General features: G+C 45.3%; 27 protein-coding genes and 2 pseudogenes. 20 read left to right on the top strand and 9 right to left on the bottom strand.

All coding sequences use genetic code 11. The features are described from left to right. Window positions 1-1574 precede the first annotated feature (1574 nt). Window positions 1575-1919 (top strand): hypothetical protein, encoded by a 345-nt coding sequence (locus tag FAY32_RS05010; protein ID WP_143462360.1) that lies wholly within the window; start codon window positions 1575-1577, stop codon window positions 1917-1919. Between the two features lie 25 nt (window positions 1920-1944). Next, window positions 1945-2814, top strand: coding sequence for a hypothetical protein (locus FAY32_RS05005; RefSeq protein ID WP_143462359.1), 870 nt, complete (start codon window positions 1945-1947; stop codon window positions 2812-2814). Window positions 2815-2944: 130 nt separating this feature from the next. On the opposite strand, the gene FAY32_RS05000 is transcribed toward FAY32_RS05005, so the two are convergent. Then, window positions 2945-3325, bottom strand: a complete 381-nt coding sequence (locus tag FAY32_RS05000) for a MerR family transcriptional regulator (RefSeq protein WP_158727543.1) — start codon at window positions 3323-3325, stop codon at window positions 2945-2947. Window positions 3326-3395: 70 nt separating this feature from the next. Between FAY32_RS05000 and FAY32_RS04995 the strand changes: the two genes are divergently transcribed. The 3 genes from FAY32_RS04995 (at window position 3396) to FAY32_RS04985 (ending at window position 5958) form a co-directional block, all read left to right on the top strand. Continuing rightward, the gene (locus FAY32_RS04995; RefSeq protein WP_143462357.1) at window positions 3396-4109 is read left to right on the top strand and encodes an SDR family NAD(P)-dependent oxidoreductase; all 714 of its coding nucleotides are present in this window, start codon (window positions 3396-3398) and stop codon (window positions 4107-4109) included. 336 nt (window positions 4110-4445) lie between these two features. Beyond that, the gene (locus FAY32_RS14870; protein ID WP_225428289.1) at window positions 4446-4844 is read left to right on the top strand and encodes a zinc-ribbon domain-containing protein; all 399 of its coding nucleotides are present in this window, start codon (window positions 4446-4448) and stop codon (window positions 4842-4844) included. A gap of 112 nt (window positions 4845-4956) precedes the next feature. Next, window positions 4957-5958, top strand: a complete 1002-nt coding sequence (locus tag FAY32_RS04985; RefSeq protein ID WP_225428288.1) for an Ltp family lipoprotein — start codon at window positions 4957-4959, stop codon at window positions 5956-5958. 171 nt (window positions 5959-6129) lie between these two features. Here FAY32_RS04985 and FAY32_RS04980 read toward each other — a convergent pair whose 3' ends face one another. Next, on the bottom strand, window positions 6130-6651 hold the full coding sequence (locus FAY32_RS04980; RefSeq protein ID WP_143462356.1) for a hypothetical protein: 522 nt from the start codon (window positions 6649-6651) through the stop codon (window positions 6130-6132). A 319-nt stretch (window positions 6652-6970) separates the two neighbouring features. Between FAY32_RS04980 and FAY32_RS04975 the strand changes: the two genes are divergently transcribed. After that, the gene (locus FAY32_RS04975; protein ID WP_143462355.1) at window positions 6971-7267 is read left to right on the top strand and encodes an AbrB/MazE/SpoVT family DNA-binding domain-containing protein; all 297 of its coding nucleotides are present in this window, start codon (window positions 6971-6973) and stop codon (window positions 7265-7267) included. A 43-nt stretch (window positions 7268-7310) separates the two neighbouring features. Further along, window positions 7311-7787, top strand: a pseudogene (locus FAY32_RS14865) (GNAT family N-acetyltransferase). 112 nt (window positions 7788-7899) lie between these two features. Here FAY32_RS14865 and FAY32_RS04965 read toward each other — a convergent pair. From FAY32_RS04965 to FAY32_RS04950, 4 genes are all read right to left on the bottom strand, one after another. Next, on the bottom strand, window positions 7900-8538 hold the full coding sequence (locus FAY32_RS04965) for an RrF2 family transcriptional regulator (protein ID WP_225428287.1): 639 nt from the start codon (window positions 8536-8538) through the stop codon (window positions 7900-7902). Continuing rightward, window positions 8421-8867: an SRPBCC family protein gene (locus tag FAY32_RS04960; RefSeq protein ID WP_143462354.1), complete on the bottom strand. Its 447-nt coding sequence runs from the start codon at window positions 8865-8867 to the stop codon at window positions 8421-8423. Before FAY32_RS04960 ends, FAY32_RS04965 begins: the two co-directional genes overlap by 118 nt. Window positions 8868-8894: 27 nt before the next feature. Further along, window positions 8895-9077, bottom strand: a complete 183-nt coding sequence (locus FAY32_RS04955; protein WP_143462353.1) for a hypothetical protein — start codon at window positions 9075-9077, stop codon at window positions 8895-8897. Between the two features lie 358 nt (window positions 9078-9435). Further along, entirely contained in the window at window positions 9436-9933 is a 498-nt protein-coding gene (locus FAY32_RS04950) for a hypothetical protein (protein ID WP_143462352.1), read from the bottom strand. Between the two features lie 33 nt (window positions 9934-9966). On the opposite strand from FAY32_RS04950, the gene FAY32_RS04945 reads away from it, so the two are divergent. The 8 genes and pseudogenes from FAY32_RS04945 to FAY32_RS04910 all read left to right on the top strand — a co-directional run bounded on the left by FAY32_RS04945 (window position 9967) and on the right by FAY32_RS04910 (window position 16655). Next, a complete protein-coding gene (locus FAY32_RS04945; protein ID WP_143462351.1) occupies window positions 9967-10653 on the top strand; it encodes a transmembrane-type terpene cyclase in 687 nt (228 codons plus the stop codon). A 362-nt stretch (window positions 10654-11015) separates the two neighbouring features. Continuing rightward, window positions 11016-11841, top strand: a pseudogene (locus FAY32_RS04940) (oxidoreductase). A gap of 20 nt (window positions 11842-11861) precedes the next feature. Beyond that, window positions 11862-12839: a helix-turn-helix domain-containing protein gene (locus FAY32_RS04935; RefSeq protein ID WP_143462350.1), complete on the top strand. Its 978-nt coding sequence runs from the start codon at window positions 11862-11864 to the stop codon at window positions 12837-12839. Window positions 12840-13000: 161 nt separating this feature from the next. Then, a complete protein-coding gene (locus tag FAY32_RS04930) occupies window positions 13001-13444 on the top strand; it encodes a GNAT family N-acetyltransferase (RefSeq protein ID WP_143462349.1) in 444 nt (147 codons plus the stop codon). 136 nt (window positions 13445-13580) lie between these two features. Further along, window positions 13581-14309: a helix-turn-helix domain-containing protein gene (locus FAY32_RS04925; protein WP_143462348.1), complete on the top strand. Its 729-nt coding sequence runs from the start codon at window positions 13581-13583 to the stop codon at window positions 14307-14309. Further along, the gene (locus FAY32_RS04920; RefSeq protein ID WP_143462347.1) at window positions 14228-15154 is read left to right on the top strand and encodes an IS3 family transposase; all 927 of its coding nucleotides are present in this window, start codon (window positions 14228-14230) and stop codon (window positions 15152-15154) included. The genes FAY32_RS04925 and FAY32_RS04920 overlap by 82 nt, the downstream gene beginning before the upstream one ends. A 194-nt stretch (window positions 15155-15348) precedes the next feature. Beyond that, window positions 15349-15999: a GNAT family N-acetyltransferase gene (locus FAY32_RS04915; RefSeq protein ID WP_143462346.1), complete on the top strand. Its 651-nt coding sequence runs from the start codon at window positions 15349-15351 to the stop codon at window positions 15997-15999. 185 nt (window positions 16000-16184) lie between these two features. Beyond that, window positions 16185-16655 (top strand): GNAT family N-acetyltransferase, encoded by a 471-nt coding sequence (locus FAY32_RS04910; protein WP_158727541.1) that lies wholly within the window; start codon window positions 16185-16187, stop codon window positions 16653-16655. Between the two features lie 107 nt (window positions 16656-16762). Here FAY32_RS04910 and FAY32_RS04905 read toward each other — a convergent pair whose 3' ends face one another. After that, on the bottom strand, window positions 16763-17350 hold the full coding sequence (locus FAY32_RS04905; protein ID WP_143462344.1) for an NAD(P)H-dependent oxidoreductase: 588 nt from the start codon (window positions 17348-17350) through the stop codon (window positions 16763-16765). Between the two features lie 104 nt (window positions 17351-17454). On the opposite strand from FAY32_RS04905, the gene FAY32_RS04900 reads away from it, so the two are divergent. After that, a complete protein-coding gene (locus FAY32_RS04900) occupies window positions 17455-17826 on the top strand; it encodes a winged helix-turn-helix transcriptional regulator (protein WP_143462343.1) in 372 nt (123 codons plus the stop codon). A gap of 70 nt (window positions 17827-17896) precedes the next feature. Here the strand turns inward: FAY32_RS04900 and FAY32_RS04895 are convergent, their stop codons facing one another. Next, complete coding sequence (locus FAY32_RS04895) at window positions 17897-18910, bottom strand: NADP-dependent oxidoreductase (RefSeq protein ID WP_143462342.1); 1014 nt, start codon at window positions 18908-18910, stop codon at window positions 17897-17899. A gap of 173 nt (window positions 18911-19083) precedes the next feature. Here FAY32_RS04895 and FAY32_RS04890 point away from each other — a divergent pair, with 173 nt between their 5' ends. Further along, complete coding sequence (locus FAY32_RS04890; protein ID WP_143462341.1) at window positions 19084-19422, top strand: ArsR/SmtB family transcription factor; 339 nt, start codon at window positions 19084-19086, stop codon at window positions 19420-19422. Next, window positions 19419-20108 (top strand): type 1 glutamine amidotransferase domain-containing protein, encoded by a 690-nt coding sequence (locus FAY32_RS04885; RefSeq protein ID WP_143462368.1) that lies wholly within the window; start codon window positions 19419-19421, stop codon window positions 20106-20108. Before FAY32_RS04890 ends, FAY32_RS04885 begins: the two co-directional genes overlap by 4 nt. 93 nt (window positions 20109-20201) lie before the next feature. Here FAY32_RS04885 and FAY32_RS04880 read toward each other — a convergent pair whose 3' ends face one another. Then, on the bottom strand, window positions 20202-20681 hold the full coding sequence (locus tag FAY32_RS04880) for a MerR family transcriptional regulator (protein WP_143462340.1): 480 nt from the start codon (window positions 20679-20681) through the stop codon (window positions 20202-20204). A gap of 102 nt (window positions 20682-20783) precedes the next feature. On the opposite strand from FAY32_RS04880, the gene FAY32_RS04875 reads away from it, so the two are divergent. After that, on the top strand, window positions 20784-21521 hold the full coding sequence (locus FAY32_RS04875) for an SDR family oxidoreductase (RefSeq protein WP_143462339.1): 738 nt from the start codon (window positions 20784-20786) through the stop codon (window positions 21519-21521). A gap of 423 nt (window positions 21522-21944) precedes the next feature. Beyond that, complete coding sequence (locus FAY32_RS04870; RefSeq protein ID WP_143462338.1) at window positions 21945-24848, top strand: MSCRAMM family protein; 2904 nt, start codon at window positions 21945-21947, stop codon at window positions 24846-24848. Window positions 24849-24850: the final 2 nt, after the last annotated feature.

The following is a 24850-nucleotide window of genomic DNA, read 5'->3' as shown; positions in this document are numbered from 1 at the left end:
AAAGGACTCCAGGACACCTTGGAAGCATCATTTATTTGAGTTAGTTACATATTATATGTACGAAGGCATTTCATTTACACAAGATTCTTGACGCTACCGCTTTCGAATAGAGAGCAGATAGTTCTTACTAAAGAACTTTTGGACGCTCAGTTAAATGTTCTAATAGATAAGATGTAAAAAATTGAATGATTTCTTAATCTGTAGCGGTAATTGCGATGATAGCTAGTAATGCAATTAACACTTTAAAGGATGGACCGAAAAGTGTATTCGCTACTATAGTTGTATTAATTTTCGTAGTAAGGGTGCAACTATTTACCATACCAATAGTATTCTAGTTGATGAGATAGAGAGTGGCTGTTCTGAAGCTAAGGATAGTAGTACTGAGTAATCTAGAGATTGAGCAGGCCGTTATTCAATGGATGAAGGATAATGAAGTTAACCAGTGAAGGACGTTAGGTGAAAGAATCGCAAATAAGTAGCGCGATATCAAATATTGACCCATAAGTTACAGCGGTTACAGTTGGCAAGAATCCGATGTTGAAATCAGACTTAAAACCATTTATCAGTTATTGGGTGATCAAGTAGGGCTTGAGTCAGGGTTAAGAGAGCTACAGGAACGTGATGTAGGTCGGATTCATCCTATCAAAATGTGACGCAATTTCTGAAGCTGATTGTTGAGGTTGTTTAAGGATATAAATACATTGAAGTATATCTACCAGTGCTTCATCGAGAAAATCAATTTTGATCGCAAGGAGAAGCTAGCATGGGTAGATATTTGTATGCCAATGAATTAGGCAGATATGCAGCGGATCCTCATGGAGGCAACGCCGTATTTTTTAAAATTCTAGTGGGCAATTGCTGTCATATCAGAGATATTAACTAATTCGTGTTTGTGATTTGTCGGGAATTTCTAGCTTAATTATCTTCGTAGATTGTTAGTAGAACCATCTTAGCTATCGCGTACAGATGCTTCTACTCCTTATGAAAAAATGAACGTGACCTATTTATTTCTTAGGTCGTTGCAATTGAGCTTTACGTATTTTGAGCTTATTCTTGTATAAGCTTAGACTGAGTATTTACTATAGAGGCAGGTAGGTAGGTCAGCCTCAAGCTGCCTGATACCCTGATAATTAAGTTTATTGTATAAAAAATGAGCTAGCAGTTAAACTAGCCCAGATTCATTAATTGTGTGTGGTTTACAAATTACCCCTGCACCGGATTAAGCACCCCGCTGGTAAGCAAACCAGAGACACAGCTAAAATGGCGAGTAAAATATACATATCCATTACCCCTTTCAAGGTATCGCAGAGACAACTTGAGAATAGAGATGGGAGCACGGTGCTTGGAACCGGTAATTTCAGATAGCGGGAGTGGGAATCGAACCCACGAGTTCTAAGGCTGTATGTACGTTTTGCTTGTGAGAATCAGTATATCATAAAAGATCAAGATGACGGTGTCATTTGAAGACGTTCTGTTGCAGTCAATTGAATCAGATTTGGATGCTAATCAGCTGGAGACGAGAATTATTTTGACAGGGGGTCTATATTGAGCATTTATTGAATGGACTTTACGCGGTGCTGTTAGAGCGGAATGGGTATACGAATAAAGAAATAAGCAGGGAACTCTATAGTAAAAGTATTCCAAAGAAAGTATATACATATTTTAAAAAGGTTACTGGTCAAGAATTTGATGTAAATCTCGCGAAAAATATAAATAAATTGAATAGTGTTCGAAATGAATTAGTTCACTATAAGTCCGCCTCATTTTTGTTGGATGAAGAATATGAGAGTTTTAATAGACAAATTGAGGGGTGTAAGCCTATTGTCAATTCAATCACTAAGGGGTTAAAGGAACATTTAGAAAGTATAGAAAAATTGAAACTAGAAAATTCAGTTTGGCTGATGAAATTGCTGGTTTAGATAATGGAGAATACGGGAGGATGGAATGACAAAATATGTATTTTCAAGAAATCAATTGTTAACACAATTATTTGATCAAATGGATTTTATAACTAATTCTAATGCTCTTTATGATAGTGGAAAATTGAACGAAGGTAAAAGAATTGCCACGGCAATAAGAGTCTTACTTCACGATACACAAAAATCCAAATCACTCTTTAGATTATTAAATTTAAAAGGGAATTTCTTATTTGTATCGACTTCAGGAATGTATAGTGTTAGAAATCTACTCCCACAGTTTCCGTTGTTAGGGGTAGAATTTGATGAACACGGAGCAAGTTATGTGCCTAAAGGTGATAAACTGCTGAATGAGGCAATGTTATTATCATTTGAAGATTGGTGGAACCAAATTATTTTCGATGATAATAATTTTAAACTTTCCCGGAGAAATATTATTTTGGATGTAGCCAATCAAGATGGTGGAGCGCATGTTGATACGGAACTGAAAGAAAGCTATGGTGCGTTAGGCTATCAGAATTCACTTGGATGGACAGATCAAACGGGTAGACCCACGATTGGGAATCCGGCCTATGCTGCATTACGACAAATTAGCAATGAGTTGGTGATGTCGTTCAATTTGCTCATATCGGATTTATCTAAATATACGATTGATAATACTGACAAGTACCACATGGTATTTTTTAATACAGATAAGAAAATGAGATTTATTCAGATAGATTCAGATAAATTAGAGTCTGAAAAAATAGCAGAAAGTAATGATTATGTACGAGAGAGACGTAAGGTAATACACATTGATTATGGAAATGGTAATAGATTTTTAGCTGTCTTAAAAAGTACGAAAGCTATAAAGCTTCATGGGTGTGAGGACTTAAAATATGATAATGAAGTAGGCTAAGCAGTTGAAGCTAAGTCTCAGCAGTTTATAGTCAGACTAAAAAGATTATAGAAGTATGGAACGGAAGGTCATACCATATAAAATAAGACAAACAACCAGGTCTCGACAGTTTCGAAGTCTGTTTTCTTACTCACATCACCGCACTATCTCCCGCCAAATACCGCTCAAGCTTATGGTCAATCACTTTCAGCTGTTCCTGCTTATCCGCAATCGAGGCGATGACGCGCTTACGTTGTTCGCGCATTAATTCAATTCGTTGCGGTAAGCTGCTATCACCTTCCCGAACTAGGGTGGTGTAGTGTTGCAATTCAACAATCGACATGCCAGCTTCTCGCAAATAATGCAAATTAGTTATCCAGTGGAGGTCTTCATCATCAAAGACCCGTTGATTATTTTTATTGCGCTTTTCTGGTGGCAATAAGTCACACTCTAAATAATACCTGACTGTTCGAATTGTGACATTAGCGGCTTTCGCAAACTCACCAATTCGCATCAATTGATTTTTGTCCATTTTGACTTGACCTCCCGTTACGTTAGGCTGATATAGTAAATCCATCATAACAGAAAAGGAAGCTATGGATATGACTATCAAGACTTTAATTACGGGTGCTGACCGCGGGATGGGTTACGAATTAGCCCTAGAACTTGGTTTGAAAGGCCAGTATATCTACGTTGGTTCTCGGAATTTAGCTCGGGGACAGGCCGCTGTTGCCCAGCTCGAGGCTGCTGGTGTTCAAGCTCAGGCGGTACAGTTAGACGTGACCGATCATGAGTCGATTGTTGCCGCGAAAGAGAGTCTCACCACTAATTTAGATATTCTAATCAATAATGCTGGTATTGCCGTTGATCATGAGACTAAGCCGTCAGAACTGTCACTAGACGCAATTCGACAGGATTTTAACGTGAATTATTTTGGCTTGATCGACGTCACGCAGGTCTTCTTACCACTTTTGCAGGCAGCTCCGGCTGGCCAGATTATCAATATCTCCAGCGCAGTGGGGTCCTTGACGCTGGCCAGCGATGCCAGTACCAGCATTCACAAGCTACAAGCATCTGGCTATCAGGCTTCTAAGTCAGCGGTCAATATGTTCACCATCAAACTCGCCGCTGAACTTGAGGGAACGTCTGTCACGGTAAACGCCGTCAATCCTGGTTGGGTAGACACCAGCTTTGGTGGCGGTGGCGGTAATCGGACCGTGCAAGTGGGTGTGGCGCGGACTGTAGAATTGGCAACTTCTGATGCGTTAACTGATTCTGGCACGTTTTCGGATATTGATGGGATCGTACCTTGGTAATCTACTCAAACCGATTACGGTAGACGAAGAAGATAAGGTCATTCCTAGAAGAGGAAAATCAATATCTTAGACCAAGTATCTTAACAACTTCAAACCAAAATGAAAGTGATCTCCGCGTAAACAATCACGATGAGATCGCTTTTTTATATGACAAATGGAAACTAGAAGAATTATTTCGTGACACTACACGTTTGTGAAAATAAATGGATTTTTTTCTTGATAAATTGACATAATATATGCTAGCATATATTATGTACTTTACCTTATGTACTAATTATAATATTCATTATATACGGCTGTTTGTATTGAAAATATATTTTATTGGAGGAAAGGTTTATGGATAAAGAAAACAAGTTTTGTGAAAATTGTGGAGCAAATATCAATATGGATGCGGAGTTTTGTTCAAAATGTGGTAACAAACAAGCTAATATGAAAACGCAGTTGGAGGCAGTGGATGTAGTGCAGCCAGTAAAAGAGTCAAATAGAGTTGAATCTAACGTACAATCTGGCGAAAAAGTTGGTATAACAATTCTTTGGGGATGGGTAACAGCAACTATGTCATTGTTTATACCCATTATTGGTGTAATTGCTATTGTATTTGGTTCATTGGTAATAAAAAAGAAGCATACAGTATCAGGAATTGTGCTGCTTGTATTTTCAATATTGTTTACTTTTTGGGGAATGACAGGATTTGCAGAAGGATTTACACAAGGTTTTTTGGGGGCAGTTAACTGATGTATAAATAATTAGCATCAATTTCTAAACTTAAGAATGTAATAATTTATGGTTAAAACTAGTGAATAAATAGGGATAGTTCATTAAAAACGTTGTTTAGGGGAGTTATACGATGCATAACGAATCAAAAAAAATGATAGGATTTAAAGCACGGTCGAAAAAGATATATGCTCGTCATCGATGGCTGATAAGTATTGGAACTGCTATTGTCGCATTGATTGCTGTGGTTACTTTTTCATTTAAGGCAAGCGAATCGAATGCTAGTGTGAATGTAGATGGTTATAAACTTTATAAGACTACTGTTACTAGTACGAAAACGAATGAGTCTGGTGATTGGATAGTAAAGGGAACAACGAATGCGCCAGATGATGCAAAAATCATTGCATTAACGGCTGACAACTATGATTCTATTGGTAGCTCTACGACTAATATATTGGATTGGGCAAAAGTAAAAAATGGAAAATTTACTACTGCTGTCAGTGCCTACAATGCGATAGATAAACCTTATAAAAACGGTCGATCGGCACAAGCTAGTATTGTAGCGATTGATGGTTATTCAGGTGAAAAGGACGATTCTCTTACTAGTGGGCTTAAAACAGCTATTCTCGATTTTAAGAAGGTTAAATTAACCTTGGATGATGCGCTAGTTAAATATTGTAATAGATTGTCAGATGACTTTAAGGATAATGACGATTCTGACGGTAATACTAGTAGTGAGTCATCTAGCGAATCAACTTCTGAAGATGATGATGCCTCAAATGATTCTGACAAAGAAACTGAAAAAGCACAATCGGATTCAACAAAGGTTTCAAGAGAGGAGATATCAGCTTTGAGCACAGCGCAAGAATATTTGGAATTCCGTTCATTCTCTAAGCAAGGTCTGTATAGACAATTATCTTCTGACGCTGGTGAAAAATTTTCAGCAAGTGCGGCACAATATGCAGTTGATCATGTGGAAGTTAATTGGAATTCACAGGCATTAAAGGCAGCAAAGTCTTATCAGGAAGACCAACATATGTCTTCAGCACAAATCCTTAATCAACTAACCTCATCTGCTGGTGAAGGATTTACGCAAACAGAAGCGCAATATGCAGTAAATAATTTACCAAAATAGAAAAAAGGTTATGGCCCCTTTGCATTCATTAGATAGATTCATCTGACTGTCACAGAGGGGTATTTTAATTATAAAATTTGCTATTAAGAAGCAATCAGTACTATGGAAATGGGCCATCCAAGCAAAAGTTGGATGGCCCATTTATATTGTGGCGAGTTAAAAAAATAAGGATTACTTTCCGCCGGCAGATCCGATACGCAAATAATGGTACATATGTCCGGTTTTGGCATCAATTGCATGAGTTTCATAGTTCCAATAGACGCCAGAATGCTTGGTTCTAGTCAAATAGACACTTTCAAAAGTGTAGTAGGAAGTTTTCTTTGAGGTCCAATGTTCTGATTGATCTTTCCAGTGCTTTGGATGAGCTTCTTGAGCGAGAAAGTCATAGGTTCCAGAGAAAACGGTATGTGAGCGACCAACAAAAGCGTTGTAAACACTCCTGTAATACTTTTTATAGACGTTGTCGGAGTAATATAATTTATATTTTTCTCGTAGTTGTTTCATGGTGTAATATTTTTTACCAATCTTGTATTTTTTGGAAGCTTTCTTTTTATGTAGTTTGTTCTGTTTGATTTTCTTGTTTGCAGCGTATGCTGTGTGATTTGTTGTTTGACTAATTGGTGTAGTACCTGTGCCAATTAGAAATAAGGTTGCCAGAAACAGGATGGTAAAGTGAGTAATTTTCTTCGACATTTTATTTCCTCCTTGTGATAGCTTCAGTATACAGGCCCCAGTTAGCTATTCAAATGAATAACAGTACGTTCTTTTCCTTGGGAGAACGCAGTGCTTGATACTATTTTCACTGGCAGATTGAAAAATCAATTTTCCTTTGGCTAACTTTAAATCGTCGCACGTCAGATGTTTGTCCTATGGATACGACACCGATGGTAACATTGTTGATTATACAATTGATTCGAAAGCGTACTATAATTGGTCAGAAAAGACACATTGTTGCTATAGAACCAATCTTGCCGAGACACTTAAAGTTATCAATAGGAGGTAGCTTATCATCATGAAGAAGCCTGAACAGATTCCAACTACCAAAACTTACGAAGTCAAGCTCTCTAACAAAGGTCAAATGGTCATTCCCGCTGAGATTCGCAAGCAAGCCGATCTAAAAACTGGCGATACGCTCCAAGTTACGCTAAATGAAAACAATGAGATCGTACTCCAAAAGATACCTACAGCCGCAGATTGGGCTAACTTGGTAGCTGAAGGTCCAGTTGAGGATGTCGTGTTCAAAGCGGACGGGACGGTTGATGAAACTAAGTCACCTAATTTTGTGGCATGGATGAATGAAGATAAGTAACAACGGCTTGTGCCATTCGAGCTAGAATCAAAGGGATGATCCAATGAACATCAACATCAGAAGATTCAAAGCTAACGACGCAAAGACAGTCGCTAAAGTTGTTGCTCAAACGTTGCGCGAGTCCAATAGTGATGACTACTCGCAGGAATAGATCGAAAATGACATTCACCGGATGCCCGCTGATTTCTTCATTGAGAAGGCCCAACAAACCCATTTCTACGTTTTCTGTGACGATCAGAAAATCATTGGTACCGGAGCTATCGGTTCCTATTGGGGGAGTACCACCGAATTCAGCCTGTTTGATATCTTTGTACTTCCGCAATATTAAGGACAAGGAATCGGGCGGCTGATTATCGAGACGCTCGAACAAGATGTCTATTTTAAGAGGGCGGACCGCGTTGAAATTCCAGCCTCGATAACGGGGCTCAATTTTTACCGCCATATGGGCTACGATTTCAAAAACGGTCAAAACGTTCTCGATGAGGAACGACCATATCGGTTGGAAAAATTTCGACATTAGGTGTTAGGTTCCGGCCTGATTTTACTCATCTTTAAAATTATTCCCACCCAAACGAAATACGCCTGGCTGTATCAGCAAACGATACAGCTAGGCGTATTTTGTATAGATGACGCTAAACCATCTTAACCATCGCCATCAATTGGGCCACCGTGATGGTTTTCAGGTAAGCAATGGCCTGATCCTCAGCATTTTCGAGGAGTGTCTCAAGGGCAGACTGAAATCCCGCCACGTCCAAACGCTCCTCACCTTCAGGGTAGACGAAGTCGACTTTTTCCTTCTTTGGCGTCGCGTCTTGCCCCACTGCTAAGTAGATATCAGCGAGGGTAATATCCGCCGGTGATTTTTCCAAGTAGTAACCGCCGTCGCGACCACCCTTAGACGCAATGATATCAGCCTTACACAGCGACGTCATGATGCGGCGCACAAAAGTCGCGTGGGTTTTGACCCGATCGGCAATCATCGAACTACTAATGATACCGCCACTTTTCCCCAGCCAGACCACGGCTTGAATCGCAGTTCGTAGCCTGGGGGGGCCAATGTGAATGTTGCGAGTTGTGATGGGAATCCTCTCCTTTGGGGTACTACCCGTAGTATACGAGGTCTTCAAACTATATGCAATAATATTAAGCACAATTACGCGTGTTGAACGTAGTCGTTGATGCGGCTGAGCTCCTTTTTGTAGACGGACTTCATACGTACCGGGGAGATAATCTTTTCCAGCATCCCGATAACGCCGTCCTGACCATTCCATTCGGAAGAGATTTCCAAATGCGACTGGTCGCCTTGATTCGTAATCGTGTACGTGGTCACCAGTCCCGTCTCGTTCGTGTCGGTCCAGACGATTTTGCGGCCAGGTTCCGGTTCTGAGACGACCATACGGAAATTAATGGTGCCGCTGGCAAAGTCAATTTTGAAACTGACGATTGCGTCCGCGCCCTTGACGTTTTTTTCAATCCGGAAGTCATAAAACGGTTTGTCCTGAAATTGGGCGTGCAATTGGGGGTCAGCGAGCAGGGTGTAGAGGGTAGCAGCGGGAACATGAATGGTGTCGGCAGCTTGTGCAATGATATGGTTTGTCATAATGATAATCTCCTTTGTATGAGTCAGTTATTTAGTAACGGTAGTGGGTTTCTTGAAAAACGTCAGCGTTTGCTGGGTAGCAAATTTGAAATAGGTCTGGTAAAGTTGGACCAGCGCCTGGAAGGGGCTAACATCAGCGTCGATTGGCAGGTCAACCTGCATGTTGGCCTTAAAGTGTGGGGACGTGATTGTAAATTTACGGGTTATCATCATAATTCCTCCAATTTATATGCAACTTTTTAAAGCACAGTTAATAGCTAATTGCAAAACTGCAACTTTCATAAGCACAGTATAGCACGTTCACTTTAAATTGCAATAATTTTAAGCACATATAAATTAAAACATACATTCCGACTTACAGACTTACAAAATCAGTTCCTATCCGAGGCCATTTTTTCCGTTTATGTGACAGAATAAACCAAATCTGTCACGCACTTATTGAGTGGGGCGCTCGATGTGGCTAGTATGGGCACATGTTCGAAGCAGACTGGTGAGGCTCACGATGCGTAGCACCTAACAGTTATTCGACCAGGTTATGAGCTTACCAAAGCGCAATGCAGCCAATACGTTACCGAACGATAGCGGCAATTTTCGTTCCCATCTGTACGGGGGATTCCGGCGTAGCACTGCTCAGCCAAACCGTAATCACGCGACTGAGACCACCAGCCGTAAAGGCTCGCCAGTAGGGGTCGTTACTGCCCTGAATCAGGTTTTGCTCGATCAGACGTTGTAAGCCTAATTCGAAGTTATGCTGAATATGATTGCTTTCGTCATGGGCTAAGAAGATTTTAAATGCTTCGGCATCGGGCTGTAAGGCTGTAAAGAACAAAGTTGCTGTACTGGCGATGGTGTCGTCACGCTTACGTACTGCACGCATGTAACTGGTAACTAAATCGGTGATGTGCCGATCAATGATGTCGTCGTAAGTTTCGAAGTTGCGATAGAAGTACATGCGGGATACGTGAGCAGTTGCGGTTAATTTAGCAATCGGAATTTCATTCAGTGGTGCAGCGGCGTGTAACGTTGCCAGACTGTGAAATAGTGCGGCATTCTTGACTTGATTCATGAGGCCCTCCAATATTATGAAAGAAGTGATGAGATGACTTTAGAAACACTTGCACCATTAGTTAGTGGTGTTGCATGGACAGTAACTTACGCCGGGGTCGTCACTCGTACCTGGCGCGACAAGACACCAGGGATGCCATTGGCGGCCCTGTGTTTAAACTTTGCTTGGGAGACGACCTACGCTTTTATTTATCCACCGCAGTCGTCCTTAATGGAAACAATCATCAATATCGTCTGGATGTGTCTGGATATTTTGATTGTGATCGGGATGTTTAAGTTTGGTCCAGCGGATTATGAAAAACGGGCGGGACTTCCTCGACCGGCCTTCTACGTGACCTTTGCATTAGGCTTAGCCGCATCATTTGGTATCATGCTATTAGCCCCAACATTCTTCGGGGGTCTGCCAGCTTTCCACCATGATTCTTTTGAGGTTGCGAAGTTCGTCGCGTTACTACAAAATTGTGCGATGAGTATACTCTTCGTGAGCCAGTTCTATAGCCGAAAACGTGCGGGTAATCCAATTGCGGGGCAATCCTTTACGATTGCTTGGAGTAAATGGCTGGGCACGGCTGTCACCGTGGGCTTACTAGCCGTGATTGGTGATCCGACTGGGTTTATGGCCGTGATTGTTGGCCTGATTTTTATCTGCGACAGCTGGTATATGGGCGTGATTTACCGAGAATTGCGAGCACAGGGTCTCTCACCATGGCGTCGTTTGTAATCAGTTTGCCTCTAGATTTGCTGGGGTGCAAGTTAAAAGTAATGATGAACGTAAATGAGATGGTTTAGAAACAACAGATGCTGACTTGGTCTCTACATTTAGGGAGCAGTTAGCGTCTGTTATTTTGTTTGTCGATAACTAATTGCGCGGCGTCCGAAGCGAAGTGACCGTCAGAAAATTGCGCAGGACGGCATGTTTCATGTGGAACATTTACCGTATGTCTGGGTGGGGGATTTGAGGAACGGGACCAACCGTCGCCCACTTACAGACAGTTGGCGTCTTTTGCACATCCTTTGGCGCCAATTGCTATGTTTTTTGACCACTGTCCCTCGTAAACTAGTCCTATCAACTGAAACGAGAGGATGAACGAAAAGAAAAAGGTTATTTTAATTACGGGTGCAAGTAGCGGCATTGGCCGGCAAACGGCGATTGCGTTGGCACAACAAGGTCATATCGTTTACGGGGCGGCACGTCGCTTGGACAAATTGCAGGATTTGGAAGCCTTTCATGTGCTACCATTACAGCTAGATGTTACCGATGAGGAGTCCCGAAAGACCGCGGTTCAGACCATTATGGCGGCAACTGGTCGGCTAGATGTGTTGATCAATAATGCAGGTTACGGGTCCTACGGCGCCATTGAAGATGTGCCTTTAGAAGAAGCCAAGCGTCAGTTTGAAGTCAACCTGTTTGGCGTAGCGGGATTGACACAGTTAGTACTCCCCCCACATGCGACAGCAACACGCTGGAACAATCATTAATACCTCATCGATGGGCGGGCGGTTCACAACGTTTATGGGGGCTTGGTATCACGCCACTAAGTATGCGATTGAGGCCTTTAGTGATGCCCTGCGGATGGAAACACGGTCATTTGGTATTCACGTGGTCCTGATTGAACCGGGTGGCATCAAGACGAATTGGGGACTGATTGCCGCGGATCACTTGACAGCAGCCTCACAGGGAGGCGCCTATGCTGAAATGGGGCTGGTTGCTGCCAAAAGCCTGCGCCAGACCTATAGTTCTAAGTTCTTATCACAACCAGATGTGATTTCTCGTGCTATGCTAAAAGCGGTCAATCGGCGACACCCCCGGGCACGCTACTTAATTGGCGCGGGCGCTAAACCGCTAGTCTTTTTACACACTATTTTACCGACACACTGGTTCGATTCATTAATGCGTCATACGATATAGATGATGTCGAGGAGCCCCTTATGAAAATAACGATTACCAAGCAATTTCAAAATTTTATCCAGCAAATCGGTTTGAATGTCGCGCAGATATTACAAGATGCGGGCTTAACCCACCGTTTTCAAGCTGAGACACTTAGCGTCACACCACTGGAATACTATCGACTAACGGTGGCGTTAGATGAGCGTATCACCGATGCGCAAGTGCTAATCATTAGTGATGTTCAGCGTATTCAACTGTTTATGCCACCGATATTTGCGGCACTATCTGCACATGATGGGGAAACGGCACTTCAGCGCTTTACCCAGTTCAAACAACTGATTGGCCCCGTTATGGCAACCACGGAAGAAACCAGTCGCACGCTGAGCGTTCACTTTGACTTTATTTACCCACAGCAAGCACAAATGCGTGTTGCGTTGTTGCTAGAGCAATATATGTTGGTGAGCCTGTTGCGAACTGGCACCGGCAAACGGATTCAGCCATTAGTAACGGCGGGACCATTTGATTATCACCAGGCTGGTGAACACTTTTTGGGCGGTCATCAGGAAAAACGGCGCCATAATCAGCTAACGTTTGCGAAGGCCGACTTACGACGTCCGTTTCTTACGGAAAACAATGTGATGTGGGCATTTATGGAACCCGAACTCAAGCAACGCTTAGCAGAGATTACCACCGCCGAAAGTTTTGCGGGTACGGTGCAGCAGATGCTATTCACGGCAATTCCAGCTGGTAAGTTTACGCTGGCCGAGGTCGCTCAGGGAATGGGGATGAGTCCGCGCAGTGTGCAACGCAATCTGGAGGCAGAGACGACCAGTTATCAGCAACAGGTGAAAAAGGTACAACGATTGCTGGCGATTAATTATTTGGCACTGAAGACGGTCACGCCGACAGAGATCGCCTATCTAGTTGGGTACAACTCACCCAGTGCATTTTCACGCGCATTTAAACAGTGGACGGGCCAGACGTTGACTGAATATCGGACGGCGGGACTGGCTGAGTAGTTGGCTGTGGTTCTAAGTTACCTGATATTCCGGTGGTTGAGTTCAGCGCATAAAAATAGTTTAATTGTCGTAGAAGGTGATTACCCTGGCAGATGAAGAAGTAAGTTTTAAAACTCTTTTGTTGGGAACACCACCGAAATTTCAAATGAACTGAGGACAAGATGAAAATCATTGAGGTGAAAACTCGCCCTACAGCACTAATTGAACAACTTTTAACGGTATGGGAAGGTGCTGTGAAGGCCACACATCGCTTCTTATCTGCGGAAGGAATTGCTGCCATTAAGCAGTACGTTCCTCAGGCATTACTGGAAGTGCCACATCTAATCATTGTGGAAAATGATGAACAAGTACCGGTTGGATTTATGGGGATTACCGAGCAGCATATCGAGATGCTCTTTATTGCACGTGAGGAAGAGGGCAAGGGCTTGGGGAAAGCCTTAATTAACTACGGTCTTGAAAAATATGCGGTGACCGATTTAGCAGTTAATGAGCAGAATCCGCGCGCCAAGGGCTTTTATGAGCATATGGGGTTTGAAGTGTATAAGCGAACAGAACATGATGAACAGGGTAATCCCTATCCGCTCTTGTATATGAGAAGAGCTTGATTGGTTTCAGCGAAACGGTTATAAAATGCAGTAGCAGCAGCTACCAATTACAAAAGGCGTCTAGAAACGGGCTATACTCCTCTTTAAGTAGACAAGCAAATAACAAAGGCTTGTTTACTTAGAGAGGAGTTTTTGTATGGGCCGAAAAGGATCTCGGTACACGGTTGAAGAGAAACTGTTCTACATTGGCTTAGTCCGCAATCAAGGTAAGTCTTATACAGCTATCCAAAACCAATACGGCATTAAAGATGGACAGGTTAAGCAGTGGGTTGACCGATATGAAGAAAATGGGATAGACGGCTTAAAACCAAAATCTCCACAGAAATATACACGGGACTTCAAACTTAAACTAGTGAGAATCTATCTTGAAGGCTCCACCTCCTACCCTCAATTGGCCCAACAGTTCAATGTTCCCAATGTCAGTACTATCTATCAGTGGGTGAACCTGTATACTAGTGGTAAATTACCTAAAACTACTAGGAGGCCCATTTCCATGAGTAGCCGGAAAACAACGATGCTTGAAAGAATCGAAATCGCTCAATGGATTGTCGAAAATGACCTAGACTACAGTCAGGCGAGTCAAAAATTCCATATATCCTATAGTCAGGCTTATACCTGGACTAAAAAGTTTCAAGCGGGAGGAGTCGAAGCCTTACAAGACCGTCGTGGCAAGTCAAAATTCGACAAACCCGCTCTAACAGAAACCGAGAAACAAGAGTTACGTATCAAACAACTAGAAGCCCGAAATAAACGCTTAGAGATGGAGAATAAACTCTTAAAAAAATTAGACGAGATAGAGAGGATAGATGCGACCAAGCCCAAAAATATCGTGCCATTCAAGCACTCGCACAAGAAGCGTCGATAAGTCAGATGTGTCAGTACCTCAAGGTTTCGCGAGCAGCCTACTATAAATGGCTTAATCGTAAGCCAAGTCGGCGGGAAATAGAGGATCAGGCCATTGTGAGTTACGTTAAGGATTTAGAAGACGCCAACGATTATATCTTTGGCGTTAAACGCTTGGCAATGTACGTCAATATGGAAACAAGCCACCACGTCAGCCTTAATAAAATGCGACGGATTATGCATGATTATCAAATCGTTGCCTCAGTCCGAACAGCTAAGCATGATCGAAAGGCCGAGCAGAAGCAGGCAATCTTTGATAACAAGTTATTAACCAATCAGGGAAAGCACAAATTCCATCCAGACCGGCCTAACGAGGTCTGGGTAACTGACTGTAGTGAAATTCAATACGGAATTAAGGGAACTGGTCGCCTCCGTATCAGTGCCATTAAGGACCTCTATGATCATAGTGTTATCGCATGGCAGGTTGAATCAACTGAGACAGCCCAGCTGGTCACGACAACTTTTGAAGCAGCATTGACCACTACAAAGGGACGTAAGCCACAGATACTGCATAGCGACCAAGGTTCAAGTTACACATCTGGTTTGTATAATTTAGCTCTAGCAAAGAATGGTGTCACTCACAGTATGTCAAGAGCAGGAACCCCTGGTGATAACAGTCCCATGGAAAGTCTGTGGAGTCATATGAAGTCAGATTTCTTTAATTTTCATCGACCATTATCAAGTGATGAAGCAATCACATTAGTATCAAAGTTTATGGGTTGGTATAACCAAGAACGACGGCAAGAAACACTGAAAGACATGACTCCGGAAGAATACCGGAATCATGCCTTTCAGGAAGTAGCCTAGAGCTTTAGTTATTTAAATGTCTACTTGACAGGGAGTAGCCCCACGGCAGATTCGTTCTAGGCGCCTTTTACTTTCAATTTGTTTCGCATAATCAGCTAGTCTCAATAAACCGCTCCAAGCGACCACCAATTTTTAGTGACTTTACTTGAAGACTATATTAAAATATGATTAGAAAATGTCAAGGAGGGCAAAAAATGACTAGCATTCAAGACTACACGCCGGACCTTAAGGAAAGTTGGCTCCGTTGCCGCGCATTAGCGTACATGCACAGTTCCTTTACCGATGAAATCACTGATCAGCGGGAGGATATTCCCGCCAGCCGTGGCATTTCCTTAGTCGCAATCAGTGACGAGCAAGTTGTTGGTCTGGTTGATGCCATCTACTTGAATGCAACTGAGGTCAATCCCGCAAGCTATGGCTTTAAGGCAGGAACCGTGCTGACCGTCCTTGACGCGGTGGCGACACATCCCGACTACCAGCACCAGGGAATCGCCCGCGACTTGATTAACGAAGTGCTTCGCCGGCTACAGCCACGCGGTGGGGAACTGCTAATCTATACGTTGGATGACGTGCCCGCCAACAGTCTCTATCGCTCACTTGGCGCGCAACTGTGCTATCGGGCCTCCATTGTGACCGCCCACAGCCGCCACAACCGGGTTCCCTTGTGGACGGATTTCAAGGCCAATGCTAACCACGAAGTTGACGTTTACGATGCTGCCGGCAACCCTGTCGACTATGCCATCGACTCGGAAACGTACTATGTCGGTCAGAAAAAGTACATCGCCGAGTTAGACAAGGTCGTTAAGATCGCGACGGAGCACGTCTACACGCTAAAATTATCGTAGGAGGACGTTATGGCGTGCTAAATAGAGTAGCGTGAGTAACACTAGCAGAATGCGGTTAAATTGCCAATGAGAGAGTCCTCGGCACCGCTGATAGTTTTCGCCATCGCCTGCTGCTAGGATCAACTCAGAAGTAGCAAATGTTTCATGTGGAACATTTAAACCCATCGCAAAGAAGGCAAGGTACCATGAAACTAGAAATTTACCAAGACACGCCGCAAGACCGCGACCGTATCGCGCAATATCCCCTGAAAGATCCGACCTTTACCGCCACTCCACAGCAAGCCCTAGCGATTGCCCTGGGGGACCCAGAACGGTTGCCAGTCCTGGTTATGGCCGGTTCTGAGATGGTCGGCTTCTTTGTGCTGACTAAGCATGACGATGTGCGTGAAGTGGGGGCTGATCCCGCAACTGCCCTTCTGATTCGGTCACTATCGGTGGCGGAAACACAGCGGGGAAAAGGGATTGCCACCCAGATGCTGGAACAGTTACCGGCGTTCGTTCGTGAGCATTTTCCGTTCGCAACGACCATCACGTTAGCGGTAGAAGCGGCGAACGTTCCCGCCCAAAAACTATACGATAAGGTCGGTTTTGTGGATACGGGTCGCCGCCGCTTTGGCCAATACGGTGAACAGTATATTTTGGAAAAGCCGCTTTAGCGTTGGCGGAAGATAGTTTTCATTAAAGTGATCAATCGGCCGACCGATGACAACCAAAAAGGGCACCACCGAATTTCGTCAGCAGTACCCAGCAAGGCTTCATTCAATTAAGCTTGTCCGTGTAAATACAACTCCGGTAAATCAGCCAAAAATTGTTTTCGCACGGCGTCAGTCGTCGTATTGGCTGCTCCTAAATGGATCCAGTGAGCGGTCTGTGGGGCAATGCCAATTCCAGGGAAGGTTTGGCCAATTAAATTGCTTTGAATTGGATCGCCGGCGTCGCTGATCAATTCTGCCTTGGTCATCGTGGCCGTCGTGATGACCGTTGCGCGTCGAATGTTGTGGAGCAGCCCCCGTAGGTCAGGGTCCTCCGCGTAGGCAAAGCCCTTGAGCATCACCTTATCGAAGAATCCTTTAAGTTCGGCGGGCAGATGGTACCACCAGATGGGGCTAATGAAGATGAGTTCATCCGACTGGGCAATCACCCGTTGGTAGTCCTTGACCAACTGGTACGGTGTCTCACCGCGGCTAAACAGGCGTAACTCCTCTTTAGAATAACGGGGGTCGAAGCCGTCCCGATAGAGATCGATAACGTGGTAAGGTTGGTCAGTGCTGTCAAAGTAAGCCGTTAACCGGGTTAAAATCGCGTGGTTGAGGCTACCTTCATAGGGGTGTGCGTAAACGATTGTTTTCATAATAAGTAGGTCCTCCTTGAATTGAATGAGTAAAGTTTATGTTATACTCAATCGGTAAACAAGTACGCAATTTAAAGTGCGGTACGTACCCAAAGGAGAGTGTCATGGCCGAAATTGATTATATCAAGGAGACCCGCTTGGAGAACACGGGTTTTGCCTATACCCTGCATCTAATTGGTGGCAAATACAAAATGCAGACGCTTTACGCGCTATCCATGAACCATGGCCCGTTGCGCTACAATGCTCTCAAACGCGTGTTAGCACCGATCGCATTTAAGACGCTCACCAACACCCTACGTGAGTTAGAAGCGGACGACCTCATTCATCGAGAAGCGTACCCGCAGATTCCGCCGAAGGTTGAGTACAGCCTGACGAAACGCGGGCAGTCGTTGATTCCCGTGATGGACAGCATCTGCCTCTGGGGCGAAGAGCAGGCGCGGGCCGATCAGGTGGTTCCGAGCCATCAACACGAATAAGCCTAAATAATGAGACTGGCGCGTAACTTGCCGGTCTTTTTTTGCGCGCCGAAATGGCGAAATCCTACAGTTACGCGTCAAAGGAGATAATAATTTTCCCATGAGCGTGGCCTGCCCGAGCGTAGGTCAACGCCTGGTTGAGCTGACTAAACGGATAGACGTGGTCGATTACGGGATGCAACCGTTCCTGTTCGATCAGGCGCGTCAAAATTTCAAGTTGCGTGTGGCTGGGGTGCATGAAGAGAAAATGATAGTCAGCCTGTGCTTGGTGAGCCAAACGCGTCAGTCGGTGGCTTGCCAGGCGTAAGAGTCCCTGTTTCCAGCGAGGAAGACCATAAGCCGCTGCGAACCGACCGTCGGGGATGCCAGAGAGACTGACCACCTGACCGCCCGGTTTCACAATTTGAAATGCCTGTTCCAGAGCTCGACCACCCAGCGTGTCAAAGACGGCATCGTAGTCGTGCAGCACGGTGGCAAAGTCTTCCGTGTGGTAGTCGATCACGCGATCTGCGCCGAGTGCCTTGACGTGGGCGAAGTTTCGCTGACTCGTAGTGGTTGCCACGAAAGCGCCCAACTCCTTGGCCAGTTGAATCGCCAGGGTGCCAATTCCGCCAGCACCAGCTTGAATGAGGACCTTTTGTCCCGGTTGGAGGGCCATCAGGTCGTGGAGAGCTTGATAGCTGGTCAGGCCCACTAGTGGGATGGCGGCGGCTTGGTCGAAGCTCAGGTTGCGGGGCTTCAGCGCAATATCGGCTTGGTCAACGGCCAGGTACTCGGCAAACGTGCCGATGCGGTTCTTACGGGGACGCCCGTAGACGGCATCGCCAATCTGAAAAGCGGTGACGTTTTGCCCCACCGCGACAACGGTCCCCGCAAAGTCGCTTCCAATGATTAAAGGAAACTGATAGGGGAGCAGAAACTTAAGACCGCCATGCATGGTCTTGAGGTCGATGGGATTGATACTGGCAGCGTTGATTTTGACCAGCACATCATTCGGTTGGGGCGCGGGTCGGGGCACCGGTTGCATGACGGGTAGGGGTTGACGGTAGTGGGTGATGATGGCAGCGTGCATCTTTTTTGACATGAGTCGACTCTTTTCTTGGTTTATTTTTTTAAACGAATAGAGCCTAGCATAACGATATGGTTTAAAAATGTCAACCAATATTAACGAATCCGAAATGTTGATTCCTAGGAGTTGACAACCCCCAATTTTCATGGTTTAATGGTTTAAAATAATAAACGAAAGAACGAAAGCAAATGGCCAGTCTAACTAAACTAAAACATGAATTTTCGAATGCCAGCGACTTCTTAGTCGCGCTGGGAGACCAGAAACGTCAAGCCATTATCATCGCCTTACTAGATGATAAGGTCGTTCATCAGGGACTTCAGGTCACCGATTTGATCGGGGTGACCGGGTTATCGCGACCAGCTGTTTCCCACCACCTTAAGATCTTGCGGGAGGCGAAGTTGGTGGATTACCACCGGTCAGGGACCAAGAATTTTTACTACCTCACGCACCAAACGACTGAGATTGACAAGCTACAGACCCTTTTAGGCCACGTAAAGGAGATTATGACGTGCAATCAGCAGAAATGAAGAAAATTTTAATTGTCGTCACCAATACCCTTCGCTATGGTGCCACGGATGACCCCACGGGATTATGGTTGGGCGAAGCGACCGAACTTGCCGACATTGTTATGCAAGCCGGATATCAGGTCGATTACGTTAGCCCGCAAGGTGGATTTGTGCCCCTTGATCCGCGTAGCATGAAGTATACGGATGCCGAAATTATGCGGACCTATGCGACGCCAGATTTCCAACAACGGGCGCTCACCGCATCCTTATCACCAGCGGAAGTGAATCCGGCTGATTACCAAGCCATTTACTATGCGGGTGGTCACGGCGTCATGTGGGACTTTCCAGACAACCAGCCGCTGCAGGCCATTGCGGCGCAGATCTATGCGCAGGGCGGCTACGTCACGGCTGTGTGTCACGGCATCGCGGGCCTCTTGAACATCGAAACCGCTGACGGCCAGTACTTGATCGCTGATCAACGGGTAACTGGGTTTACCAAGGCCGAAGAAGTTCTGGCGGGGAAACGGGGCGTGGTGCCCTTCTTCAATCGTGTGGAGGCTGAAAAACGCGGCGCCAAGTTCCAACAAAAGCGTGCGTACCGCGAATTTGCGGTGCAAGACGACCGACTGATCACGGGCCAGAACCCGTTCTCTGCTAAGGCCGTGGGGCGTTTATTGGTTGCCAATTTGGCTAAGTCATCAAACTAGCGACTTGATTATTATCGCGAATTAAACTGAAAAACAGTGCTCCGCAGTCAGGTTATCTGCGGGGCACTGTCTATTTCGGTATCCGGTTAGGTTTTACACCAGCCGGCCTAATTCTTCCGGACTGGCACCGTCCGCGACTAGCCGTTCAAATTTTTGGCGCACGGCCGGATTGACGTGATTGGTCCCTGGCAGGTAGTGGATGCGCTCGGTACCAGCCAACAACGCCGTTTTGTAGTACCACTTTTTCCACCGTAGAAAATCTAAGGTATGCTGAAGCCGCGCCATTTTCGCCATCAACTGTTGCTCATGGTCGGCCAAGAAATCGTAGCGCGTCTGCAGTGTAGTGTCACCGGCCATGCACAGGTCGATGAAGTGGCCGATCTGTTTGACCGGCACGCCGGCTTCTTTGAGACAGACAATGACTTCCAGAAAATTAAAATCATTATCTTTAAACTGGCGCCGCCCCGCCTCGTTGCGATCGACAAACGGCAGTAGACCTTCCTTATCGTAATACCGCAGGGTGTAGGGACTGATATCTAACTTTTCTGCGACCTGACCAATAGAATAGCTCATTCATAAAACTCCCTTTAAAATTTTTGACTTGACTTAGAGTTAACTCTAGATTTTATACTACCATTAATCAATTAAGAAGCGATCATTTAGGAGGATTTAGAAATGAATGAAAGTAAACCATTAGTAGTCATTACCGGTGCGAGTTCCGGGTTCGGGGCAGAGGATGCCAAATTGTTCAATGCCGCTGGCTTCCCATTGCTATTGCTGGGACGCCGGGTGGAAAAGATCAAGGCGCTCCCCTTAGACTTTACCAACGTGATGGTTGTGGCCGTTGACGTGACCGACCAAGCGGCCTTGAAGATGGCTATTGCAGCAGCCGAAGCCAAGTACGGCGCGACCGACCTGTTGATCAATAACGCGGGTGTCATGCTGCTAGGTAACGTCCAACGTCAAGACCCTAAGGAATGGCAAACGATGCTCGACACCAACGTGATGGGGGTCTTGAATGGGACTCAAATCGTTTTACCAGCCATGGTTGCCCGGCACCATGGCACCATCATCAACATGTCATCCATCGCGGGATTCAAGGCCTTTGCGAACCATGCGGCTTACGTTGCCAGCAAGTTCGGCGTTCACGGGTTGTCCGAAACGATTCGCCAGGAGGTTGCGAATGACAACGTCCGGATTTCCTTGGTCGCACCGGGGGCCGGTGAAACGGAATTGTTGACCCACGTGACGGATGGTCAGGCCTTAAAGGACTACGAAGCCTGGAAACAGACGATGGGCGGGTTGACGTTAGACCCGAAGTACGTTGCGCAAACGGTCAAGTTTATCTACGACATGCCGCAGGAAGTGAACGTACGGGAGATTGACTTGGCCGCCACGCGTCAAGATAGCTAAATAAGTTCTGTTAGTCGATCAGCTATCTTGCTGGTCGACTTTTTTATTGCGGAAATCGACGACTTGTTTCTGCCGGTTCCAACAACCAGTAGGGAGGGGATGGTCGCTAACGTGGTTGGCTTATCAATGTCGCAATCTGGCGACGAAAAAAATTTTTACGAAATTTCGAATTGCGCGTGAGTAATTAACTGCTGAGTTAATGGGTCGTCGGGTGGACCGCTATATTTTATAGAAGAAAACGGTTAGCCAGGTAAGTCAAGTGAGCTAAAAATCGTAACAAATATTTCAGTGTGTAACACAACAACCGAGTTAAGTGTATTATATTTTGCCTATGATGTTCATAATTAATTCACATTTTGTTGGTATTCTTAGCTCATCGATTAACAAGACGGCAGCACCCCGCTTGATATGGAGAAGTGACCCATGAAAAAATGGCTAAGAATTTTATTTCTAGTAACTTGTATCATTGGCTTAACGTCGATTCTACGCATTCAAGCCCATAAGCGCGAAGGCATTATTCAAACGGCGGTCCTCCAGGATAAAGCTGGCGGTAACGTGAAAGAAATCACGAGTCATCAACCAGCAGACCTGCAAGCAGCGATGACCCTTGAGCTACCAGCCGGGGATACGGTCATTGCGTTGGCGGATCAGGCGTATGCCAAGTTTGCTCGTGAAGCGATGACTGACTTAACCCCAGACCAGGACATGACGGCTGAGGTGGATCAGAAGGGAAGGTTACATCTCAATAACGAACAGGAACAGGCCCAAAGCGTCGAGCTGGTCGTTCCCATAACGATAGCTGACCCGCTATTGATAGACGAGTTACAGCTTAAATTACAAGTTGTCGACGAGGATGAAACGTACGATTTCACCACGATTTCCGTTAAAGCTGACAATGGTTTGGAAGACGCAACGGGTGACAGCACGCGTCCTAACGACAAGCTCACCGATAACGCTAGTCACAATAGCAGCAAGGCGGTGACTTCAAGTTCACAATCCGCTACTAAGAAAGCCGTCAGTCAGCAGTCACAGTCTGCTAAGCAACGGTCCCGGTCAACAAAGTCCAAGACACCGGCAACAACTAGTAAATCAATCAGCGAAGACGCCGCAGATGACGATGCGGACGCTGACGCGGAGCCGGCGACGAAGGTTAGTCGGTCAAGCCAGGGAGATGACCTGACGAAACAACTGACGGGACCCACAATCGATATCACTCGAGGACAGGTTCAAATCGGCAGTTGGTCAGATGAGTTGAAGATTGGTGGCACGCTGAAAGACCAATCAGGAGTGACGATTCATGAAAAGTCATCAGGTCCCGATGGAAAGCAAGTTGGTGGTTATTACGCGAATGAAAAGTATAAGACCCACTATTACGTTTCCTATCAACAAAAAAACGATGCGAAATCTTATGCCCTGGCCTTTAAGGATGGCATAGATCTGAGTGACAAGACCATCAGCGTTTATTACCCAGAAGTAGGAGCTTACACGGCTGCGTCTAACGCAGAGCAACCGAACGAAAAGATGGGGGCCATTCTGGAAATCTCAAATCTAGTTTACAGTCCCCGGTTGGGAGCGGGTAAGGAAGCCTACATTGATTTTTCCAGTAATTTCTACTCAGGCATCGTCTATAACGGGATTGAGAGTTTCGACTTGGATATTACGTTTACGAATGAAGCGGGAACCCGAGCACTTAATTTTCCCAAGGCGGCGGGCGATGATTATAAATCCTACTTCACATTCGGCTCATTAAATGGAAATGATGATGGTCGTCATGAATGGGCGGGAACGAAGTTGAATCTACCAGCGAAGTTGTCTGAAGCTACCACCGTTAAAAATCGTGGCGGTGGCTGGTACGAAGGTACTGGTGAAGGGATTTTTGAAAAAGATGAGGATGGCAACTATAAACCCTATACGGGCCCTAACCAATGGGGGGACTTCCTGGGCTCGACTAATTATGAAAAGGGCGCGGTTTCCTTCCCACTGGTGGATGAGAAACATGAATTCATGCTACGAAGTGACGCCGGCTTCACGTGGCAATCCTTCTCTACAGGGTCAATTGTGCCGCTAAAGCCAGAAAAGCCGCTGAAGACGGTTCATCGTACCGAAGAGTTTGGCATTGAAAACAACGACTTGCATGAGTGGGAGATTAACCGGGACGAAGATAAAATTAAAAGTTTTTTCTATACGGTCTATCAAAAAACTTATAGCATTCCAGATGAATCAATTGCTAAGCCTGATCGAATTACACTGACGGATACCCTGCCTACGGGGATGTCGACTAAACCAGACCAGATTGTGTTATATAACACGGATGGTGAGTTACTTGAAGTTGAGAAGCCCGAGGATCGCGGTAAGGTTGAAGTTAATGGTCAGAAAGTAACCTATGAGTTGTCCGATAAAGAAATTGAAATGCTCGACTTTAACGGTGACTACTTTGCCATTCAAATCGAGATAGACATTAAAGAAAACTTTGTTGGCACCTTTAAGAATAAGGCCAATGTCCGTTTCGATTCCGGGGTTGGCTACGATTGGAACAATGATACGAACGAAGTGGTGACCGATCTAATTCGGAACCTGGTTTTGAGAAAGCTGGGTGACAGTCAGTGGGACCCTGCAAGCAGTGAACGACTCAAAGATGTGGTTTTCGAAATTAAAGGCGGGGACGACCAGCGACTGGTCACAACCGATGAAAATGGCGAAATCGTTCTGGAAAAAATGGACTCCAAGGAAACATACGCGTTTACTGAACGGGTACCAGCAGGTTACGTTTCACCGCAGAAATTCACCGTAGCTTACAACGAAGATAACCAGCGGTGGGAAATCACTGGCGACTCAACTCAGGTAGCAATCTCCAGTGATGACCAGCAAGTAATTACGGTGACCAATAAGGTTGAACGGGGCGGTTTCCAATTTAAAAAGGTCGATGGTACTGATGACCAGCAGCTTGCAGGTGCCGAGTTCATCATTCGCAGTGAAACTGGAAAGTACCTGAAATTTGATGATGACGGCAGAATGGTGGGCACGGTAGCAACGCCTGAAAATGCCACGAAATTGACGAGTCTCGCGAACCAGGCGACTAAGGTCACGGGGCTTCCGTATGGTAAGTATCAGTTGATTGAAGCCAAGGCCCCAGATGGCTATGTTATTGGCCAACCATACGATTTTACCGTTACAAAGGAATCGGGAAGTAAAGTGATTCAGATTAAAAATGACCCCTACAGCCTTCCCGTAACTGGGGGCCAGGGTATTCTCTGGCTCATTGGCTTAGGACTCATACTCACCCTATCGGCACTCGCCATTTGGCGCACACACCCTAGAGGAGGATAACT

This window comes from Levilactobacillus enshiensis, from assembly GCF_007115095.1.
Taxonomy (GTDB): domain Bacteria; phylum Bacillota; class Bacilli; order Lactobacillales; family Lactobacillaceae; genus Levilactobacillus; species Levilactobacillus enshiensis.
This window is presented reverse-complemented; position numbering and strand designations above follow the sequence as displayed.

What these genes read in the sequence shown, in the direction of transcription:
- FAY32_RS04915 (WP_143462346.1), top strand. Translation starts at nt 15,349, where the DNA reads ATGACTAGCATTCAAGACTACACGCCGGACCTTAAGGAAAGTTGGCTC.
- FAY32_RS04900 (WP_143462343.1), top strand. Translation starts at nt 17,455, where the DNA reads ATGGCCGAAATTGATTATATCAAGGAGACCCGCTTGGAGAACACGGGT.
- FAY32_RS04930 (WP_143462349.1), top strand. Translation starts at nt 13,001, where the DNA reads ATGAAAATCATTGAGGTGAAAACTCGCCCTACAGCACTAATTGAACAA.
- FAY32_RS04975 (WP_143462355.1), top strand. Translation starts at nt 6,971, where the DNA reads ATGAAGAAGCCTGAACAGATTCCAACTACCAAAACTTACGAAGTCAAG.
- FAY32_RS04980 (WP_143462356.1), bottom strand. Translation starts at nt 6,651, where the DNA reads ATGTCGAAGAAAATTACTCACTTTACCATCCTGTTTCTGGCAACCTTA.
- FAY32_RS04960 (WP_143462354.1), bottom strand. Translation starts at nt 8,867, where the DNA reads ATGACAAACCATATCATTGCACAAGCTGCCGACACCATTCATGTTCCC.
- FAY32_RS04905 (WP_143462344.1), bottom strand. Translation starts at nt 17,350, where the DNA reads ATGAAAACAATCGTTTACGCACACCCCTATGAAGGTAGCCTCAACCAC.
- FAY32_RS04965 (WP_225428287.1), bottom strand. Translation starts at nt 8,538, where the DNA reads ATGGAATGGTCAGGACGGCGTTATCGGGATGCTGGAAAAGATTATCTC.
- FAY32_RS05000 (WP_158727543.1), bottom strand. Translation starts at nt 3,325, where the DNA reads ATGGACAAAAATCAATTGATGCGAATTGGTGAGTTTGCGAAAGCCGCT.
- FAY32_RS04885 (WP_143462368.1), top strand. Translation starts at nt 19,419, where the DNA reads ATGAAGAAAATTTTAATTGTCGTCACCAATACCCTTCGCTATGGTGCC.
- FAY32_RS04875 (WP_143462339.1), top strand. Translation starts at nt 20,784, where the DNA reads ATGAATGAAAGTAAACCATTAGTAGTCATTACCGGTGCGAGTTCCGGG.
- FAY32_RS14870 (WP_225428289.1), top strand. Translation starts at nt 4,446, where the DNA reads ATGGATAAAGAAAACAAGTTTTGTGAAAATTGTGGAGCAAATATCAAT.
- FAY32_RS04880 (WP_143462340.1), bottom strand. Translation starts at nt 20,681, where the DNA reads ATGAGCTATTCTATTGGTCAGGTCGCAGAAAAGTTAGATATCAGTCCC.
- FAY32_RS04995 (WP_143462357.1), top strand. Translation starts at nt 3,396, where the DNA reads ATGACTATCAAGACTTTAATTACGGGTGCTGACCGCGGGATGGGTTAC.
- FAY32_RS04955 (WP_143462353.1), bottom strand. Translation starts at nt 9,077, where the DNA reads ATGATAACCCGTAAATTTACAATCACGTCCCCACACTTTAAGGCCAAC.
- FAY32_RS04925 (WP_143462348.1), top strand. Translation starts at nt 13,581, where the DNA reads ATGGGCCGAAAAGGATCTCGGTACACGGTTGAAGAGAAACTGTTCTAC.
- FAY32_RS04870 (WP_143462338.1), top strand. Translation starts at nt 21,945, where the DNA reads ATGAAAAAATGGCTAAGAATTTTATTTCTAGTAACTTGTATCATTGGC.
- FAY32_RS04935 (WP_143462350.1), top strand. Translation starts at nt 11,862, where the DNA reads ATGAAAATAACGATTACCAAGCAATTTCAAAATTTTATCCAGCAAATC.
- FAY32_RS04945 (WP_143462351.1), top strand. Translation starts at nt 9,967, where the DNA reads ATGACTTTAGAAACACTTGCACCATTAGTTAGTGGTGTTGCATGGACA.
- FAY32_RS04985 (WP_225428288.1), top strand. Translation starts at nt 4,957, where the DNA reads ATGCATAACGAATCAAAAAAAATGATAGGATTTAAAGCACGGTCGAAA.
- FAY32_RS04895 (WP_143462342.1), bottom strand. Translation starts at nt 18,910, where the DNA reads ATGTCAAAAAAGATGCACGCTGCCATCATCACCCACTACCGTCAACCC.
- FAY32_RS04910 (WP_158727541.1), top strand. Translation starts at nt 16,185, where the DNA reads ATGAAACTAGAAATTTACCAAGACACGCCGCAAGACCGCGACCGTATC.
- FAY32_RS04950 (WP_143462352.1), bottom strand. Translation starts at nt 9,933, where the DNA reads ATGAATCAAGTCAAGAATGCCGCACTATTTCACAGTCTGGCAACGTTA.
- FAY32_RS05005 (WP_143462359.1), top strand. Translation starts at nt 1,945, where the DNA reads ATGACAAAATATGTATTTTCAAGAAATCAATTGTTAACACAATTATTT.
- FAY32_RS04890 (WP_143462341.1), top strand. Translation starts at nt 19,084, where the DNA reads ATGGCCAGTCTAACTAAACTAAAACATGAATTTTCGAATGCCAGCGAC.